The following is a 17,892-nucleotide window of genomic DNA, read 5'->3' on the forward strand; positions in this document are numbered from 1 at the left end:
GGTCCCATTCCGAACCCGGAAGCTAAGACCCACAGCGCCGATGGTACTGCACCCGGGAGGGTGTGGGAGAGTAGGTCACCGCCGGACAACCATTAAGGTCGAGGACCCCAACCACCAGGTTGGGGTCCTCCCGCATTTAACACCGGCTTAGCCGCATTCCACCCCAGGCCCCGACAGGCACCACCAACGGGCCCAGTCCCCGAACGCTCCATCACATCCTGCAGCGTTTCCCCAAACCCTCCCGCAGCTTTCGCAGGTTTCCCCCAGACGCGCACTCACATCCCGCAGCGTTTCCCCAAACCCTTCCGCAGATCCTGCACGTTTTCACGAGCCCCGGCGTGTACGCCGGGGCCGGAGCCGCCTAACTGCCTTCTCCCAGGTGGGTCGGACGGGCCTGGTCAACTGGTCCGCACGCTGGTTGTCGCAGTCCCGCCGACGCTCGATTCGGCCTTGACGGCGGTGACCTGCTTCGTTGGTCCGGGCTTGACCGTCAGTGTCCAGGCTCCCAGGGCGTTCGCCTTCACGGTGCCCAGGCGGGTGGCGGCACGCCCCGGCGTGACGTCGTACAGCACGACGGTGGCTGAGGTGGCCGCCGTCGAGCCCGTAAACTTGGAGGTTCCGGCGAAAGCCATGTCCTTGGTCAGCCGGTGCCGGGCGGCGGTGATGGTCACGACGTCCTTCTGTCCCACCGGGGCCGTAGCCGGAGATGGGACGGGCGCCGGTGGTGATGCGACCGGTGACGTGGCCGGAGTGGTCGTTACGGGTGCAGTCACCTCTGCGGGCTGGGTGGTGAGTGGCGCCGGCACTTCCGCCGTCCCCGGGGTTGCTGCTAATGGGGCCGGTGCAGACTGATTGATCGGATGCGGCCTTACAGCCTCGACGGGATGATTGGGATCTGCGTTGTTCGTGTCGATGCCGACGCTGAACTGGGCCATCATGTCATGGTCCTCATGGGGCAGGTTGTGGCAGTGGATCATGTACCTGCCGCGGTTGTGCTCAAACTTCATGAGCAGCCGGACTGTTTCCCCTTCACCCACGTAGACCACGTCCTTCGGCCCCCGCTCGTGGGCGAAGGGTGCCTGCCCGTTGCGGCTGACGACCTGGAAGTCCACCAGATGGATGTGGACCGGGTGGAACCATCCTCCTGAGCTGTTTTCTATTTCCCAGATTTCCACATCGTCGAGATCGGGATCGGCGAGAACCTTCCTGTAGCCACTCTCCACCACCTCGTCCCACGTCATGCCGCCGATGGTCCACATGCCGTTGTCCCGCTTCACCCGCATGCGCCGGGTTTTTACAGAGTCCGAAGTCTTGAGGCTCATGGCGGTGCTCGGGGCGAGGAGAGTCGGCAGCACCCTGGCGCCGGGTCCGGACGTGTCGACCGGCTCGTCCGTTACGTCGAAGGCCATGATTTTGCTGGTGAAGTCGTAGTCCACATTGTTCTTGTTGGACAGGTTGCGCAGTTCCACCCGCTTGCCGACTGGATACTTCGAAAAGTCGATAAGGACCTCGTAGCGCTCGGCGCCGCCGTGCCGCCAGGATGTCACCTGCTGGGCGGCCGGCATCAGGCCGCCGTCCGTTGCGACGATGGTCATGGCGTCGCCTGTGCTCAGCGAGAAGCGGTAGGAGCGCGCAATGGATGCATTGAGTATGCGGAAGCGGTAGACCCGTCGCTGGACCTTCATCACCGGCCAGGGCGCTCCGTTGACAAGGATGACGTCACCCCATAGGCCGGAGTGGGTGTTGTCGTTGTAGCCGAGGGAGCCGTTGGCTGCGAACATGGCGTCGGAAACAGTGAGCGGCACGTCGAACTTTCCCTGCGGAAGAATGTTGCCTTCCACATCGTCGTGCAGGTGGTACTGCGCGGCCAGGCCGGAGTAGACGCTCTGGCCCGTATTGTGCACCGCGTGGTCGTGGTACCAGAGGGTCCGCGCCGGCTGGAAGTTGGGGTATTCGTAGTCCTTGCAGTAGTCCCGGCCTGTGAGGTCGTTGGCGTAGCCGTCGAACTGCGGCAGCGACGCAGACCCGTGCAGGTGGGTTGAGGTGTCAAGCCGGTATCCCCACTGCGGATGGAACAGTGGCAGGACGTTGTCCATCTCCAATGTGATGCGTTCGCCCTGATTCACTTTGATGGTCGGGCCCGGAAATGTCCCGTTGTAGCCGAGGATGGGAGTGCTGAGGCCAGGCACGATGTTCGCCAGGGCGGCTTTCTGCTCGATCTTGTACAGGTGCCGCTTGTGACCGTCGGGGTCCACAACCGTGCTCTTGGGCTTGAGTACCTCTGGAATGGGAAGAGCCCGCTGGTAGGGCTTTGGCATGTTGCGGGACGCCAGCTGGCTTGCCGACTTGGCGTTGACGGACGTCAGGGGTACAGCCAGCCCAAAGGCACCGATGATCCCCACTCCACCTATTTGCAGTGCCTGACGGCGAGTAACTGACACGACTACCTCCGACGTCGCTAGAAAGTCCATTTGATTTAGTTGAGGGTGTAATACCTACCCTGCGGAAACCTTGAGTGAGACAGGGCCGGCGGCGGCCTTCTTTGGGTGGGGGCCGCCCACGGGACGCCCGCTTGGGGAGGCGCCCATCAGGACTCTGAGGACATCACAAGGTCTTGGGCCTGCTCAGGAGCGGAGCGGACCCGCTTCCCCGTACCCGCGGCGGGGCGCCGGCGGGCCCGGTACAGTACAGCCGCTGCCGCCACGGCAAGCGTCCCGGCGGCTATGACCCACATGGCCATGCCCGCCGGCTCCACGACCGACAGAAACGGCCGGTCCCAGGGCTGGCCCACACTGATCAGCCATTCCTGCCGTCGCGAATCCGGCAGCTGGTCTGTCTGTTGGGCGAGGGCCCAGCCGTGCATCGCGTAGAGCATTGCCACAGCTCCCAGGGACATCAGCCTGGCGGCCACTGATGATCCGGGCCCGCGGTCCGTGGCACGGGCAAGGGAAGCAGCAAACAGGCAGCCGGAGAGCAAGGCCAACAGGGCCATGGCCTGGTATCCGAACTGGGTGCGAGACGAGTACTCGAGCAAAGGCGTGTAGTACAGGGCAGCCAGCACTGCGGCCAGGCCGGCGGCCGCCGTAAAGGGCGCTGACGTGGCACTCAGAACAGGATGCAATGTCAAGGTGAGAGCTTCGGCACCGCCTATGGACCCGTCCTGCCTGGGTGCCGCGGCGTGCCTGGCCAATGTCAGGGGGGCACCCGGTACAAGCAGGAGCGGAACGGCGGCCATTAGTAGCATCTGCGTCGTGACGTGCGCGCTGATCAGGTACTCCTGGTAGAAGCGAAGCCCTCCGTTGGTGACCAGGAACAACAGCGCGACTCCGGTGAACCAGAGGACGGCGCGGTAGGCAGGCCAGTGCCCGCCCCGGTCCCGAACACGCCGCATCCCGGCTGCATACAGGAACACGGCGACGGCGCAGAGGAAGATCCACAGGGCGTCGGGCTTCCAGCTGCTGAACACATCCACAACGCCCGGAAGACGCAGGGAAACGGGGGCGGGCGCGGCCTGCGAGGCCGTTGGCGGTGGGGTGCGCGCCAGGGCAGCCGCCAGTCCTGATGCGGCTGCCATGACGGCAAGCTCGGCCACAGCCAAAGCCGCGAACGTGGTCCGTGCCTTGCCCAGGGCCGAATCCAGCTTCGTGAGGATCCACTTTCGGTGCAACGCCCCGAACAGGCCCAGAACGCCCAGAGCCGCGGTCTTCGCCAGGAGGATCAGGCCGTACTGCGAAGCCAGCCCTTCAAGCGAGCCGATGCTTGTCACCCCAGCTGCCACGCCCGAGATTGCCAGGGCAAGGAAGGACAGCAGCGCCAACGTCGAGTAACGCCGGACCGCGGCCGGCAACTCCGTTCCCAGCGTGCGCCGCAGCAGGACGAGCGTTGCCAGGCCGCCGATCCAGATGGCCGCGGCGCCCATGTGCATGACCACCGAAACCGTACTGTCAGCGTGGCTGGCACCGCCTGCAGCATGGGAGTTCAGGGCCAGTGGTATCAGCCCCGTGGAAGCCAACACAGCCGTCACGGCAACAGCCCGTTGGCTCTGAACTCCGAAACACAGGAGCGCTGCTGTTGCCGTAATCACTACCGTCAGGGCGCTTCTGCGGCCAGCATCAACGTCCGTCAGGAAACTGACGAAGATGGCCCCGGATCCTTCCGAAAACAGTGGCAGGTTAGCCAGCGAGTGGAAGGTGAGTACGCTGATCGCGGCTGCTGCGGCCGTCCAGAGCACCGCGGAAATACCGGCTAGGACCAGCGCCTTCGAGTACGCCTTGCCTTTCGGGGGGAGGGCAAAGAGCGTGAGGATAAGCGGCCCGACTGTTCCGGCGGCCGCGACGTTGAAAGCAAGTTTGGCAACCGGGAGCCCCCAGATGACCGCTGCCCCGGTCCTGTCGAGGAATGCTGCTTCCTTGCCGGCCTCGGTCGAGTAGGCAAGGAACAGTGCCAGTAGCCCGCAACCCAGGATCATGGCAGCCGCGGCCACCGGCTTCGTCCGTGAATTCTTCATGGTCCCCCCTCGGCGGATGCTGTGGGGCCAGTCTTGCCACGCCTCCTTGGATTTTTCCTGTGGGGTGCTGTGCTCTCCCCGGCGCCCGGAAGCACGAATCGCCGACCCGGCCCACAGCAGAATGAATGGCCCTCGCCGCTGTGAGGATGCACACCCCGGCCCGTGTAAGGCCCCCGCCGTTAGTGGCTGGCACCGGCTCTCGCCTAGAATTGTCAGAGATATGCGGACACCGGACGCTTCACCACGGGTCGCGCAGGACAACCAAACACGGACAAGAGCGGCTGCACATCGCGCCAGTGGTCGGCTCACTACAGGAGGAATCCACCATGGCTGAGCACAAGGGCGGCGGTTACCGCGGCGGAAATGACCGGGGGGACTCGGGAAGCAACCGGGGACGGCAGGGGGGCCCTTTTAGGGGGACCAATAATTCCGGCGGGGATCCGCGGGGCTTCCGCGCCCGTGATGGCCGCGGTTCCGGCGGTGACCCTGACCGTAAGCCGTTTGGTGATCGTCCGCGCGGTGAGGGTGGGGGTGATCGCCGCGGTTTTGGTGGTGGTGAGCGTAAGCCGTTTGGTGATCGTGACCGTAAGCCGTTTGGTGACCGCCCGCGCCGTGAAGGCGAGGGTGAGCGTCGCAGCTTTGGCGAAGGCGACCGCCGCGCGTTTGGTGACCGTCCGCGTCGTGAGGGCGAGGGTGATCGCCGCGGTTTTGGTGGTGGTGAGCGTAAGCCGTTTGGTGATCGTGACCGTAAGCCGTTTGGTGACCGTCCGCGTCGTGAGGGCGAGGGTGATCGCCGCGGTTTTGGTGGTGGTGAGCGGAAGCCGTTTGGTGATCGTGACCGTAAGCCGTTTGGTGACCGTCCGCGTCGCGAGGGCGACGGCGACCGCCGCACCTTTGGTGGCGGAGACAACCGCAGGCCTTTCGGTGACCGGCAGGACCGGGCACCCCGCGAGGACCGTGCCGGTTGGCAGGACCGCGGTGAGCGGCAGGACCGAGGACCCCGAAACTTTGACCGCGGCGACTCCGGCCCCCGCCAGTTCGGCCGCGACAGGGCTGAGGACCGGCCCGTCCGCGTTCCTAACGCCCGCGACCTCCGCAGCGCGAACCGCCCGGACCGTGAGCGTTCGCCCGAAATCGACGAGGACGTCACGGGCAAGGAACTCGACCGCGCCACGCAACACCAGATCAAGACCCTGGAATCCAACAGCGCGGAATGGGTTGCCCGCCACCTCGTGATGGCCGGACGGCTCATCGACGAGGAACCTGAACTGGCGTTCCAGCACGCCCTTGCCGCCAGCCGCCGCGGCGGACGCCTTGCCGCTGTCCGAGAGGCCGTGGGCCTCACGGCTTATGCTGCCGGCCACTACGGCGAGGCCCTGCGCGAGTTCCGCACCTACAGGCGGATCAGCGGTTCCAACGTCCACCTGCCAGTGATGGCCGACTGCGAACGCGGCCTGGGCCGGCCCGACCGCGCCCTGGACGTTGTCCGCTCCGAGGAGGCACAGGACCTCGACGCACCCGGCAAGGTGGAGTTGGCAATTGTCGCCTCCGGTGCCCGCGCCGACCTTGGCCAGCTGGACGCCGCCGTGGCGGAGCTGGAGATCCCGCAGCTGGACATCAACCGTGCCTTTTCCTACAGCCCGCGCCTGTTCCGCGCCTATGCTGAGGCCCTGACCGCCGCCGGCCGCGAAACCGAGGCCGGGAAGTGGCAGCGCCAGGCCGTCGTAGCCGAAGAAGCCCTGGGCCTGGGCATGGCTGAGGAACCCGACATCATCGACCTCGGCTGGGACGAGGAAGAGGAAGCCCGGGAAGAAGCCGAACGCCGGCAGCGCATTGCGCAGGCAACAGGCACGGCAGCGCAGGAAGGCAGCGAGTCTTCCGAACAGTCCGCCCCGGGCATCAGCACGGAGGAGGAAGCTGCCGCGCAGCGGCCTTCAGCGGACCTCGCTGCAGAAAACCTGGCGGAAGAAAACCTGGACGACGCAGAAGCGGACTACTTCGAATCCGATGACGCCGAGTCTGACCAGGACTCCGCTGAGCCGGATGAGGACGCTGACGGCGAAGTTGAAGCCGGGCACACTGACGAGCAGGATGCTGACCGCCGCCAGAACGGCTCGGAGGACTAATCACATGAGTGACGCCCAACTGATTTCGCGGTTCGACGCCCTGCTGGCTGACCTGGACGGAGTGGTGTACAGGGGTCCCCACGCCATCCCCGGAGCTGTGGAATCACTGCAGCAGCTGGCCGGGATCGGCGTCGGCCTCGGTTACGTGACCAATAACGCTTCCCGTACCCCGGCGCAGGTCGCAGCCCACCTGCGCGAGCTTGGCGCCCCCGCCGAGGACCACCAGGTGGTGAGCTCCTCCCAGGCCGGGGCCGACCTGTTGGGGTCTCTGCTTCCCCCGGGCTCCGCCGTCCTGATCACCGGAAGCCCGGCGCTGGCCCACGAGGTTGAGCTTGTTGGCCTGAACCCGGTGCACAGCGCCGAGGAGAATCCGGTGGCGGTCGTGCAGGGCTTCAACCCTGCAATCGGCTGGAAGGACCTCGCCGAAGCGTCTTTCGTCCTGGCGGACGGTGACGTGCTGTGGGTTGCGACGAACACCGACATGACTCTCCCGCAGACCCGGGGGACCGCGCCCGGAAACGGGTCCCTCGTGGCCGCAGTGGCGGCCGCAACGGGCCGGCAGCCCCTGGTCGCCGGGAAGCCGGAGGCCCCGCTGTTCCACGCCGCGGCCAAGCGGCTTTCCTCGGACCGGCCGCTGGTTGTGGGCGACCGCCTGGACACCGACATCCTGGGTGGCAACCGGGCCGGCTTCGCCACCGTGGCCGTGCTGACCGGCATCGACACCCTGGAAACCATGCTGGCGGCCCGGACCGAGGAGCGGCCCCGCTACATCATCCAGGACCTGGCTGGCCTCTACGAGGCATATCCGGAAATTGATAACGACGGCGGGACGTTCCGTTGCGGGAACGCCACGGCAACCGTCGCCGGTGACGCCATCCGCATTGCAGGACCGACCGATGACCTTGATTCGTGGCGCGCGGCGTGTGCCGCGTGGTGGGCGGCCCGGCCCGATGCCGAAGTCCCCACGGCTCCCGAACTCGAGTGGCTGGATCAATAGACTGGTGCCATGCCCGAGTTGAACAACGACGCGTCGTACGATGCCCTGCCGGGCGGTGCAGCGCCGGACTCCGCAGCGCCGGACTCCGCAGTGGACGCCGCACTGTCAGACGCCGCCTGGCCGGAGCTGACAGTCCCCGGCAGCCCCGCTTCGGAGGCCGGCGTCGCTGACCCGGCGGTACTGGCCGTCCTGGACCGTGTCCGCGAGATCCCCGGGCTCCCCGTTTCGGAGCACCCGGCCGCCTATGCAGCCATGCACGACGCCCTGCTGGAAGCCCTCAACGAAGAGCCGCAGCACGGTCCGGGTGCTGCCTGACCATGCCCAGACTCGACCAACTGCTCGTCAGCAGGGGACTGGCGCGGTCCCGCACTCATGCCGCCCGGCTCATCGCCGACGGCAAGGTGTCATCCGAAGGCGACGTCCTCGCCAAGGCGTCGCTGCAGGTGGGCGACGACCGTGAACTGAGCGTGACGGAAGACGCGGCGGACGCGTACGTCAGCCGCGCCGGCCACAAGCTGGCCGGCGCGCTGGACGCCTTCCCCGAGGTCGCCGTCGGCGGAAAACGGTGCCTTGACGCCGGAGCCTCCACGGGCGGCTTCACCGATGTCCTGCTGCGGCGGGGCGCCGCGCACGTGGTGGCGGTCGACGTCGGGCACGGCCAGCTGGTGCCGCAGCTCCGCAGCGATCCGCGCGTGAGCGTGCACGAGGGGCTGAACGTCCGCTACGTGGACCACGAACAGATCGGCGGCCCGGCAGAGCTCACGGTTGCCGACCTGTCCTTCATCTCCCTGACGCTGGTGCTCGCCCCGCTGGCTGCCTGCACCGCCCCCGGAGGCGACCTGGTCCTCATGGTCAAGCCGCAGTTCGAGATCGGCAAGGAGCGGCTGGCCCGCACGGGGGTGGTCACGTCGGAGCGCGAACGGCGCCTGGCTGTCGGTAAAGTGGCGGGGGCGGCGCTCGACGCCGGCCTGGAACTGCGGGGGCTGGCCACCAGCCCGTTGCCGGGCCAGGACGGAAATGTCGAATACTTCCTGTGGATAACGCAAAGAATGTCCGAAGACTTGCCTAAGATCGAAGAGCGGGACGCAGCCGTCGCTGCGTTGCTGGGAAAGATCTGGCCGAACCACTAGAGAGCGGAACCCGATGAGCAGGCGTGTACTGGTACTTGCCCATACCGGCCGCGAGGAATCCCTAAAGGCGGCCTGGGAGGCGTGCGCCCAGCTCCATGCCTCCGGCATCATCCCCGTCATGCAGAAGTCCGAACTGGGCGACATGGAAAGCTTCTTCGGCGCCATGGACCAACCGGTCGAAATCCTCCACGACCATATCCAGCTTCCGGACGTGGAACTGGTCATGGTGCTGGGCGGGGACGGCACCATCCTGCGGGCGGCCGAACTGGTCCGCGAAGTGGACGTGCCGCTGCTGGGCGTGAACCTGGGCCACGTCGGTTTCCTCGCCGAGAGCGAGCGTGCGGACCTCGCCCAGACGGTCGAATGGATCGCCAGCCGTGAGTACACGGTGGAAGAGCGCATGACCATTGACGTCCAGGTCTGGGTCCGAGGCCAGAAGATCTGGCACACCTGGGCCCTGAACGAGGCCGCCATCGAAAAAGGCGACCGGGAGCGCATGCTGGAACTGGTCACCGAGGTGGACGAGCGCCCGCTGACCTCCTTCGGCTGCGACGGCGTGGTGCTCGCGACGCCCACCGGATCCACCGCCTACGCCTTCTCTGCCGGCGGCCCTGTTGTGTGGCCGGAGGTGGAAGCCCTTCTCATTGTCCCCATCAGCGCGCACGCCCTGTTCGCCAAGCCTCTGGTGGTCTCGCCGCGGTCCCGGCTGGCTGTGGAGGTCCTTAACCGGACGGACGCCCTGGGCGTGCTGTGGTGCGACGGCAGGCGTTCCGTGGACCTGCCTCCCGGCGCCCGCGTGGAGGTCACCAGGTCCACCACGCCTGTCCGCCTGGCCCGCACGCACCAGACCCCGTTCTCGGCCCGGCTGGTCCGCAAGTTCGAGCTGCCCATCCATGGCTGGCGCGGCCCCGTGCCGCAGTCCGAGCAGGTCCATACCGGTCCGGTGCCCATCGTGCGCACGCCCCGGACCATGGCGCCGCCCTCGGGCCTTCGGCCTTACGAACCCGGTTCAGAATCCGATCCTCCGACTGAAAAGTGAACCATGCTTGAAGAACTGAGAATCCGCGATCTCGGCGTCATCACCGATGCCACGCTGCCGCTGGGCCCCGGGCTCAGCGTGGTTACCGGCGAGACCGGTGCCGGCAAGACCATGGTGGTCACCGCCGTCGGGCTGCTGCTGGGAGCCCGGTCGGACGCCGGCGCTGTGCGCAGCGGCGCGAAGAGCGCCTCTGCCGAAGCGGTGGTCCACCTGCAATCCGGCCACCTCGCCCTGGAACGCGCAAGGGATGCCGGGGCCGAGGTTGAGGAGTTCGACGGCGGCGCGGAGCTTCTGCTGTCGCGGCGCCTCGGTGCCGACGGACGCAGCAGGGCCTTCCTCGGCGGCCGCGCCGCGCCCGTGGGGGTACTGGCCGAAATCGGCGAGTCGCTCGTGGTGGTGCACGGGCAGACGGACCAGATCCGGCTCAAGGGCGCCGCGGCACAGCGCGAGGCGCTCGACAAATTCGCCGGGGACGGGCTGGCCTCGACGCTCGGCGGATTCCAGGACCTCTACAGCTCCTGGAAATCCAGCCAGGCCGAGCTGGACTCACTGCGCAGTGCGGAGCGCGAAAGGCTTCGCGAGGCCGAGTCCCTGGAAGCTGCGCTGGCGGAGATTGACGCCGTGGACCCGCAGGCGGGGGAGGACGAGGCCCTGAAGGCCGAGGCCGTGAAGCTGGCCAACGTCGAAGAACTCCGGATCGCCGCCACCACCGCGCACCAGGCACTCATCGCCGAGGACTTCGGCGAGGCCGGCGACGCCACGTCGCTGGTGGATGCGGCCAAGCGGACCCTGGAACACGTGGCCGAACACGATGAGGAACTCGGATCAGCAGCCTCCCGGCTCGCCGAGGTGGGATTCCTGCTCAATGACATCGCCACCGAACTGGCCAGCTACCAGGCCGGGCTGGACTCGGAGGGGCCGGAGCGCCTGGCCGAAATCGAAGAGCGCCGCGCCTCCCTGGCCAAGCTGGTCCGGAAGTATGCGCCGAGCATCGACGAGGTCCTCGAATGGGCGGAGAGTGCCCGGGCACGCTTTGACGAACTGCAGGGCGACTCCACCCGGATTGAGAACCTGGAAGCGGAAGTGGCCAGGGCCGCTGCCGAGTTGAAGAAGCAGGCCGCGGCCATCAGCAAGGTCCGCGCCAAAGCCGCCAAGGACCTCTCCGCCCGGGTCAGCGCCGAGCTTAAGGCACTCGCCATGGCCGATGCCACCCTGGTGATCACCATCGAGGCGGCGGCCCAGCTGGGACCCCACGGCGCAGACGAGATCTCCTTCCTGCTGCAGCCGCACTCCGGAGCGCCTGCCCGGCCGCTGGGCAAGGGCGCGTCCGGCGGCGAGCTCTCCAGGGTCATGCTGGCCATCGAGGTGGTACTGGCGGCGGTGGACCCCGTGCCTACGTTCGTCTTCGACGAGGTCGACGCCGGCGTGGGTGGCCGCGCCGCAGTGGAGATCGGCCGGCGGCTGGCCATGCTGGCCCGCCACGTGCAGGTCCTGGTGGTGACGCACCTGCCGCAGGTCGCGGCGTTCGCCGACCAGCACATCCGTGTGACCAAGACCTCGGTGCGGGGCTCTGACGGCTCCACCGCCAAGGGCTTCACCTCCAGCGACGTCCAGCTCCTGGACGAGGCCGAACGCGTCAGGGAACTGGCCCGGATGCTGGCAGGCCAGGAGGACTCCGAAACCGCGCAGGCGCACGCCCAGGAGCTTCTGGACGACGCCAAGCTCCTGCCGCAGCGGGCCTGAGCTGCTGGCTCGGGACCCGGCGGTCCTTGGGCCCTGTTCTTGCCGGCGGCGCGGCTCTTGCTTGCAGGGCGTGGACAGGGAAAACTGAAGCCTTTGGGGACGCATACCCGATCCGTGGAAGGCTCAATTGATGATAGGCTCGAATTCCGTGGTGCAGCGATCAAATTCCCGTGTAAATTCCCGGTTCCCGGGCTCCTCCAAGACGACCAAACACATCTTCGTCACCGGCGGTGTGGCGTCCTCGCTAGGCAAAGGACTGACGGCCTCCAGCCTCGGCCACCTGTTGCGGGCACGCGGCTTGTCAGTAACTATGCAGAAGCTCGATCCCTATCTGAATGTGGATCCGGGCACGATGAACCCCTTCCAGCACGGCGAGGTTTTCGTCACAGACGACGGTGCTGAAACCGACCTCGACATCGGACACTACGAGCGCTTCCTCGACGAAAACCTCGAGGGTTCGGCCAACGTGACCACCGGCCAGGTGTACTCCACGGTGATCGCCAAGGAACGCCGCGGCGAGTACCTCGGTGACACCGTTCAGGTCATCCCGCACATCACCGATGAGATCAAGCGCCGGATGCGGCTGCCCTCCGAGGGCAAGAACGCGCCGGACGTCATCATCACGGAGATCGGCGGCACGGTCGGCGACATCGAGTCCCAGCCTTTCCTTGAGTCCGCCCGCCAGGTCCGCCAGGACATCGGCCGGACCAACGTCTTCTTCCTCCATGTTTCCCTGGTCCCGTACATCGGTCCTTCGCAGGAACTGAAGACCAAGCCCACGCAGCACTCCGTGGCCGCCCTCCGCTCCATCGGCATCCAGCCGGAAGCCATCGTGATCCGTTCGGACCGCGAAGTCCCCGACGCCATGCGCGAGAAGATCGGCCGCATGTGCGACGTCGACATCGACGCCGTGGTCAACGCCGCCGACGCCCCCAGTATCTACGACATCCCCAAGACCCTGCACACGCAGGGCCTGGATTCGTACATCGTCCGGGCGCTGGACCTGCCGTTCAAGGACGTCGACTGGACCAGCTGGGACAAGCTCCTCGAAGCCGTCCACAACCCGAAGCATGAGGTCGAGATTGCCCTGGTGGGCAAATACATCGACCTTCCGGACGCATACCTGTCCGTCACGGAGGCCCTGCGCGCCGGCGGATTCGCCAACGACGCCAAGGTCAAGATCCGCTGGGTGCCGTCGGACGAATGCGAAACCCACGAGGGCGCTGTGCGCTCCCTCGAGGGCGTGGACGCCATCTGCGTTCCGGGCGGCTTCGGTATCCGCGGCCTGGAAGGCAAGCTGGGCGCGCTGAAGTTTGCCCGCGAATCGCGGCTGCCGGTGCTGGGCCTGTGCCTCGGCCTGCAGTGCATGGTCATCGAGTACGCCCGCAACGTCGTCGGCCTGGAGGGTGCCTCCTCCAGCGAGTTCGAGCCGGACTCCAAGTACCCGGTTATCGCCACGATGGAAGAGCAGCTGGAATTCGTCGAGGGCCGCGGCGACCTCGGCGGCACCATGCGCCTTGGCCTGTACGAGGCCAAGCTGGATGAGGGCTCGGTCATCGCCGAGACCTACGGCACCACCACCGTCAGCGAACGCCACCGCCACCGGTACGAGGTGAACAACAAGTACCGCGAGCAGATTGCTGCCGAGGGCCTGGTGTTCTCCGGCACGTCCCCGGACGGCAAGCTGGTGGAATACGTGGAGCTGCCCCGCGAGGTTCACCCCTACTACGTGGCCACCCAGGCGCACCCGGAACTGAGCTCACGGCCCACCCGGCCGCACCCGCTCTTTGCCGGCCTGGTGAAGGCCGCCCTGGACCACCAGAGCGGCAGCGACGGAACCGGTTTTGAGCCCGCCGCGGCCGGAACCGGCGAAGCCGCCGCAGAGTAGAACCCAGCAGAGTAACTTCACAACACCTATAGAGCAAGGACGGCGCGATGCCCGGTAAATCTGAAAACACCCCTGCTGGCCGGCAGGTTTCGGATGCGCCGAGCCCGCGCCGTCTGCTCTCCCGGGAGCGGGTCTACAACGGCCGGATCTGGGACGTTGTCAGCGACAGCTTCAAGCTCACTGCCGAGGGCGACCCCCTCGTCCGGGACTACATCGAGCACCCCGGTGCCGTCGCAGTGCTCCCCATGAACGACGACGGCGAGGTGCTGCTGATCAAGCAGTACCGCCACCCGGTGGGCATGGACCTCTGGGAGATTCCCGCAGGCCTGCTCGACGTCGAGGGTGAGGATTTCGTGGTGGGCGCCGGGCGCGAACTCGCCGAGGAAGCGGACCTGATCGCCAGCGAGTGGAACGTCCTGGTGGACTTCTTCAATTCGCCAGGTTCCTCCAGCGAGGCGATCCGCATCTACCTCGCCCGCGGCCTCACCGAGGTCCCGCATCACGAACTGCACGTCCGCACGGACGAAGAAGCTGAAATTGAGTTGCACTGGATCCCGCTGGAGGATGCCGTTGCGGCGGTGCTGGAGGGACGCCTGCACAACCCGTCCGCCGTCGTCGGAATCCTTGCTGCCGCCGCCGCGAAAGCGGACGGCTTCAGCGGACTACGGCCGGGCGACGCCCCCTGGCCGGCGCACCCCAGCCAGCGCTGATGTCCGCGGACACTGCGGCACAGGAGGAATCTCCGGCCACGCCGGCACCCCAGCCGGCAGCCGGCGCCGAATCGAAACCGCCGGAACGTCCCCGCACCGCGATTGACCGCGGTGTGACCGACTACCTCCAGCACATGGGCGTAGAACGGGGCCTCGCGGCAAACACGCTGTCCGCGTACCGCCGCGACCTCGCCCGCTATTCCACCTACCTCGCCGGCCAAGGGCTCAGCAGCCCGGCTGACATCACCCGCCACCACGTGACCGGCTTCGCCCAGGCGCTTTCCGACGGCGCCGACGGCGGCACTCCGCTGGGAGTGCGGTCTGCGGCGCGGACCGTGGTGGCCGTCCGCGGACTGCACCGCTTTTGGGCGCTGGAAGGGACGACGACGGCGGACCCCGCCAGCGACGTCCACCCGCCAATGCCCGGCAAGCGTCTGCCTAAGGCCATCACCGTCGAGGAAGTCACCAGGATCCTTGAAGCCGCCGGTACTGACACGCCAACCGGCCTCCGGGACCGGGCGCTGCTCGAATTCCTGTACTCCACCGGTGCCCGGATCAGTGAAGCCGTGGGCCTTGACGTCGACGATCTCTCGGTGCAGGCCGCCGAATCCGGCCCGGCCATCGTGCGGCTGTTCGGCAAGGGCTCCAAGGAACGTCTCGTGCCGCTCGGCTCATTCGCGGCCCGAGCCCTCGACGGCTACCTTGTCCGGGGTCGTCCCCAGCTCGCGGGGAAGGGCAAGGGCACGCCTGCGCTGTTCCTCAACGCCAGGGGCGGGCGTATCAGCCGGCAGAGCGCGTGGACCATCCTGAAGGCCGCGGCGGACAAAGCCAACATCATCAAGGACGTCTCCCCGCACACGCTCCGGCACTCCTTCGCCACCCACTTGCTCGAAGGCGGCGCGGACGTCCGCGTGGTCCAGGAACTCCTCGGGCATGCCTCTGTGACCACCACGCAGGTGTACACCCTCGTCACCGCCGACACGCTGCGGGAAGTCTACGCCGCTGCTCATCCCCGGGCGTTGGGGTAATCGAGGCCCTCGGGGTAATCCCGGGCCTCGGACACACATCCGGACAGCGCCGGCAACGCTAGGCTGGTCTGCATGACCTCCGTGCCCGTCACCCTCTGCTTCCTGCTTCGGGAACGCCAGGAGGTTGGGCCTGAGGTGCTGCTGGGCCTGAAAAGGACCGGCTTCGGAACCGGCAAGATCGTGGGACTCGGCGGCCACGTGGAGGCCGGCGAGACCGATGGCCAGGCGGCGTGCCGGGAGGTACTGGAGGAAGCCGGCGTCGTGGTCCTCGAAGAGGACCTGTCCGACGCGGGAAAGGTGGAGTTTGTTTTCCCCGCCCGGCCGGACTGGAACATGTCCACCCGCCTGTTCACCACCCGCCGGTGGGCGGGTGAGCCGGTGGAGAGCTCCGAGATCATTCCGGAGTGGTTCCTGGTTTCGGCCCTTCCACTGGAGCGGATGTGGCAGGATGCGGAGCACTGGCTGCCCCTGGCGCTGGCCGGGAACGTGGTCGACGCCGTCATCACCCTGAACGAGGACAACGAGACGGTGGCGTCCGCCGAATATTCTTTCCGGGCCGTGTAACCGCCCGTTCCCTGGCGGAAACTATACGGTTAGCCTGCCTGGTCAGGACACTGCTTTTACGTTGGGGGGTACGTGGAGTCGGAACGCGAACTGGCGTTCGTCGCCGTTCACAGGGACAGCTATCCGCGGGTTTACAGGTACGTGCGGCGGCGGGTGGAATCGCCCGAGCTCGCCGAAGAGCTCGCCGCGGACGTGTTCCGCGTCGTCTGGCAAAAATGGAACGAGCAGCGGCACCCGGACATCGCCTGGCTGCTGACCGTGGCGCGGAACCTGATCGGAAATGCCTACCGCAGCCGTGACCGTCTCGTGGCCCTGCAGGCAAAACTTCGGGCGTCCGCCGAGCTCGGCTCCGGTGCGGAGTCCGTGGACCTGGCGGTCCACGACGCAATGGCCGCGCTGCGTGACAGTGAGCGCGACATCCTGCAATTGGCCTACTGGGACGAGCTGAGCATGGCGGAGATTGCCGGCGTTCTGCAGTGCAGCGAAGCTGCTGCCAAGGTCCGCCTGCACCGTGCCAGGGCCGCCTTCCGAAAGCAAATGCCGGTAACCGCCCGCTCGGGCAGCCAGAACTCGCTCACACAAGAGATGGGTGCATGAGATGGATCCGATCAAGAACCTGATTTCCGGGTCAGACCCGCTCCGCAACGATCCTGCCGGGGTGCCCGACGCCGAAGCGGCCCTGCGCCGGGTGACCACCGAAGCACCGATGTTCACGGACAGCCTGCCGGCGCACGTGCTCCGGTTCGAGGACCGGAAACGGCGGCGGGCGCGCGTTGCCGGTGTACTGACCCTGGCGGCAGCGGCTGTGACCGCCGGTGTGCTCGTGGCCGCGAACCTTGGGACGCTGGTATCGGCTCCCGAACCTGCGGGCACCGTTGTGCCGTCGCCGGCTGAATCCACCGTGCCGGCCACAGCAACTCCGCGGGCGACGCCGTCCGCAACGTCGGCGGCGGCAGCAACGCCGGCGCCGATACGAACCGCTCCTGCGGCAGCAGTCACGTGGACCACCTTCACGGACGCCACCGGCCAGGCGACCTTCGAACACCCGCTGGGATGGACCGTGTCCCAGATGCCGCAAACCATCGACGGCGGAGCCTACAACGTCGTCGAAGTGAAGAATGCTGCCGGCAAGACCGTGTCCACCCTGCGGCTGCTCTACGACGCGGCGGGTGGTCCGGTGTGCCCGGACCCGAAGCCGTTCCGGACCCTCGATAAGGTGGTCGTTGACATTCTGCAAAAGCCGGCCAAGATCGCGGAAACCGGCTTCGGCCCGTCCGCCTTTGTCTTCCGGGTCATAGAGGGCTCCAAGGTCTACGGTTCCCTGGCGCTTGCTGACGGCGACGCGGCTTCGCAAACCACGACGTGCGGCTTGTACAACGGCATCCTCGGCCCGGACAACGTTCCCTTCACTCAATTCGGCGACACCACATGGCTCATGGCCAACGGAAAGGACGCTCCGCTCGCGTTCGACTCCGTTGCCGAGGCGAAGGCGTACATGGGGACTCGGGAGTACCAGGACGTCAAGCGCATGCTGATTTCCCTGGCGCTGCGGCCGGCCAAGGCACCGGCCGCCAGCCAGCGCTTCGTCAGCGGGGACGGGAAAGCCAGCCTCGTCCTCCCGGCGGGCTGGACCGCGAAGGATGTCTCCGTTGGCACGCCGGACTACCCGGGCACGGGAATCACAGTGTCGGACGAGTCCGGCAAGGCCGTGGCCAGTTTCCAGCACAGTGCTGCGGGCGGCCTCGGCGGCGCCTGCACGGCTGGAAAGTACAAGATCACCGAACTGGATGCCGGCGAGTCTTCCCTGACTGCCGATTGGGCTGTGGAGCGCGGGGTGCGGTTTTCGTACCGGGTGATGGACAAGACCTCGCTCGGCAAGGGATTCAGCTACCAGCTCGGGTTGGTGGACAAGGACAGTGGCTCCGTCAGCGACAACTGCCTCATGTACACGTTGGTCACCGGCACCCCCACGGGCATCCTGTCCTTTACGGCCGGGGACGCGCAGGACACCGCGGAGCGGACCTTCACGAGCATGGCCGAGGCCAAGGCCTACGTTGAGACGCCGGAGTACAAGAAGCTGAAGGCCATGATCCAGAGCCTGGAGACCACCTCCTGACGCCACCACAAAGGGACACAGAAATGAACAACGCCGGGCCGGCC

General features: G+C 66.9%; 15 protein-coding genes and 1 rRNA gene. 13 read left to right on the plus strand and 3 right to left on the minus strand.

The window, feature by feature from the left end; translation table 11 throughout:
- Positions 1-87, plus strand: a 5S ribosomal RNA gene (rrf, locus tag ACFQ50_RS23040); the annotation flags it as partial.
- 311 nt (positions 88-398) lie between these two features.
- Here rrf and ACFQ50_RS23045 read toward each other — a convergent pair.
- The 3 genes from ACFQ50_RS23045 to ACFQ50_RS23055 form a co-directional block, all read right to left on the minus strand.
- Entirely contained in the window at positions 399-2,402 is a 2,004-nt protein-coding gene (locus tag ACFQ50_RS23045) for a multicopper oxidase family protein (protein WP_377997928.1), read from the minus strand.
- Positions 2,403-2,587: 185 nt separating this feature from the next.
- Positions 2,588-4,507: a cytochrome c oxidase assembly protein gene (locus tag ACFQ50_RS23050; RefSeq protein WP_377997929.1), complete on the minus strand. Its 1,920-nt coding sequence runs from the start codon at positions 4,505-4,507 to the stop codon at positions 2,588-2,590.
- 308 nt (positions 4,508-4,815) lie between these two features.
- On the minus strand, positions 4,816-5,871 hold the full coding sequence (locus ACFQ50_RS23055; RefSeq protein ID WP_377997930.1) for a hypothetical protein: 1,056 nt from the start codon (positions 5,869-5,871) through the stop codon (positions 4,816-4,818).
- Here ACFQ50_RS23055 and ACFQ50_RS23060 point away from each other — a divergent pair.
- From ACFQ50_RS23060 to ACFQ50_RS23115, 12 genes are all read left to right on the plus strand, one after another.
- Complete coding sequence (locus ACFQ50_RS23060) at positions 5,842-6,633, plus strand: hypothetical protein (protein ID WP_377997931.1); 792 nt, start codon at positions 5,842-5,844, stop codon at positions 6,631-6,633. The two genes, ACFQ50_RS23055 and ACFQ50_RS23060, sit on opposite strands and share 30 nt — an antisense overlap.
- Before the next feature lie 4 nt (positions 6,634-6,637).
- Positions 6,638-7,630 (plus strand): HAD-IIA family hydrolase, encoded by a 993-nt coding sequence (locus ACFQ50_RS23065; protein ID WP_377997932.1) that lies wholly within the window; start codon positions 6,638-6,640, stop codon positions 7,628-7,630.
- 9 nt (positions 7,631-7,639) lie between these two features.
- The gene (locus ACFQ50_RS23070; RefSeq protein ID WP_377997933.1) at positions 7,640-7,945 is read left to right on the plus strand and encodes a hypothetical protein; all 306 of its coding nucleotides are present in this window, start codon (positions 7,640-7,642) and stop codon (positions 7,943-7,945) included.
- Positions 7,946-7,947: 2 nt separating this feature from the next.
- The gene (locus ACFQ50_RS23075; protein ID WP_377997934.1) at positions 7,948-8,760 is read left to right on the plus strand and encodes a TlyA family RNA methyltransferase; all 813 of its coding nucleotides are present in this window, start codon (positions 7,948-7,950) and stop codon (positions 8,758-8,760) included.
- 13 nt (positions 8,761-8,773) lie between these two features.
- Positions 8,774-9,799 (plus strand): NAD kinase, encoded by a 1,026-nt coding sequence (locus ACFQ50_RS23080; protein WP_377997935.1) that lies wholly within the window; start codon positions 8,774-8,776, stop codon positions 9,797-9,799.
- A 3-nt stretch (positions 9,800-9,802) separates the two neighbouring features.
- Positions 9,803-11,542, plus strand: a complete 1,740-nt coding sequence (gene recN / locus ACFQ50_RS23085; RefSeq protein WP_377997936.1) for a DNA repair protein RecN — start codon at positions 9,803-9,805, stop codon at positions 11,540-11,542.
- 130 nt (positions 11,543-11,672) lie between these two features.
- Entirely contained in the window at positions 11,673-13,430 is a 1,758-nt protein-coding gene (locus ACFQ50_RS23090; protein ID WP_377997937.1) for a CTP synthase, read from the plus strand.
- A 47-nt stretch (positions 13,431-13,477) separates the two neighbouring features.
- Positions 13,478-14,140 carry an NUDIX domain-containing protein gene (locus ACFQ50_RS23095; protein ID WP_377997938.1) on the plus strand — a complete coding sequence of 221 codons (663 nt, stop codon included), beginning with the start codon at positions 13,478-13,480 and terminating at the stop codon, positions 14,138-14,140.
- On the plus strand, positions 14,140-15,168 hold the full coding sequence (xerD, locus tag ACFQ50_RS23100; protein ID WP_377997939.1) for a site-specific tyrosine recombinase XerD: 1,029 nt from the start codon (positions 14,140-14,142) through the stop codon (positions 15,166-15,168). Before ACFQ50_RS23095 ends, xerD begins: the two co-directional genes overlap by 1 nt.
- Positions 15,169-15,240: 72 nt before the next feature.
- Positions 15,241-15,732, plus strand: coding sequence for an 8-oxo-dGTP diphosphatase (locus ACFQ50_RS23105; RefSeq protein WP_377997940.1), 492 nt, complete (start codon positions 15,241-15,243; stop codon positions 15,730-15,732).
- Positions 15,733-15,804: 72 nt separating this feature from the next.
- The gene (locus ACFQ50_RS23110) at positions 15,805-16,329 is read left to right on the plus strand and encodes an RNA polymerase sigma factor (protein ID WP_377997941.1); all 525 of its coding nucleotides are present in this window, start codon (positions 15,805-15,807) and stop codon (positions 16,327-16,329) included.
- A 1-nt stretch (position 16,330) separates the two neighbouring features.
- Positions 16,331-17,848: a hypothetical protein gene (locus ACFQ50_RS23115; RefSeq protein WP_377997942.1), complete on the plus strand. Its 1,518-nt coding sequence runs from the start codon at positions 16,331-16,333 to the stop codon at positions 17,846-17,848.
- Positions 17,849-17,892: the final 44 nt, after the last annotated feature.

The organism is Arthrobacter sp. NPDC056493, from assembly GCF_042795115.1.
GTDB lineage: Bacteria > Actinomycetota > Actinomycetes > Actinomycetales > Micrococcaceae > Arthrobacter.

What these genes read in the sequence shown, in the direction of transcription:
- ACFQ50_RS23080 (WP_377997935.1), top strand. Translation starts at nt 8,774, where the DNA reads ATGAGCAGGCGTGTACTGGTACTTGCCCATACCGGCCGCGAGGAATCC.
- ACFQ50_RS23090 (WP_377997937.1), top strand. Translation starts at nt 11,673, where the DNA reads ATGATAGGCTCGAATTCCGTGGTGCAGCGATCAAATTCCCGTGTAAAT.
- recN (WP_377997936.1), top strand. Translation starts at nt 9,803, where the DNA reads ATGCTTGAAGAACTGAGAATCCGCGATCTCGGCGTCATCACCGATGCC.
- ACFQ50_RS23105 (WP_377997940.1), top strand. Translation starts at nt 15,241, where the DNA reads ATGACCTCCGTGCCCGTCACCCTCTGCTTCCTGCTTCGGGAACGCCAG.
- ACFQ50_RS23065 (WP_377997932.1), top strand. Translation starts at nt 6,638, where the DNA reads ATGAGTGACGCCCAACTGATTTCGCGGTTCGACGCCCTGCTGGCTGAC.
- ACFQ50_RS23050 (WP_377997929.1), bottom strand. Translation starts at nt 4,507, where the DNA reads ATGAAGAATTCACGGACGAAGCCGGTGGCCGCGGCTGCCATGATCCTG.
- ACFQ50_RS23070 (WP_377997933.1), top strand. Translation starts at nt 7,640, where the DNA reads ATGCCCGAGTTGAACAACGACGCGTCGTACGATGCCCTGCCGGGCGGT.
- ACFQ50_RS23095 (WP_377997938.1), top strand. Translation starts at nt 13,478, where the DNA reads ATGCCCGGTAAATCTGAAAACACCCCTGCTGGCCGGCAGGTTTCGGAT.
- xerD (WP_377997939.1), top strand. Translation starts at nt 14,140, where the DNA reads ATGTCCGCGGACACTGCGGCACAGGAGGAATCTCCGGCCACGCCGGCA.
- ACFQ50_RS23115 (WP_377997942.1), top strand. Translation starts at nt 16,331, where the DNA reads ATGGATCCGATCAAGAACCTGATTTCCGGGTCAGACCCGCTCCGCAAC.
- ACFQ50_RS23075 (WP_377997934.1), top strand. Translation starts at nt 7,948, where the DNA reads ATGCCCAGACTCGACCAACTGCTCGTCAGCAGGGGACTGGCGCGGTCC.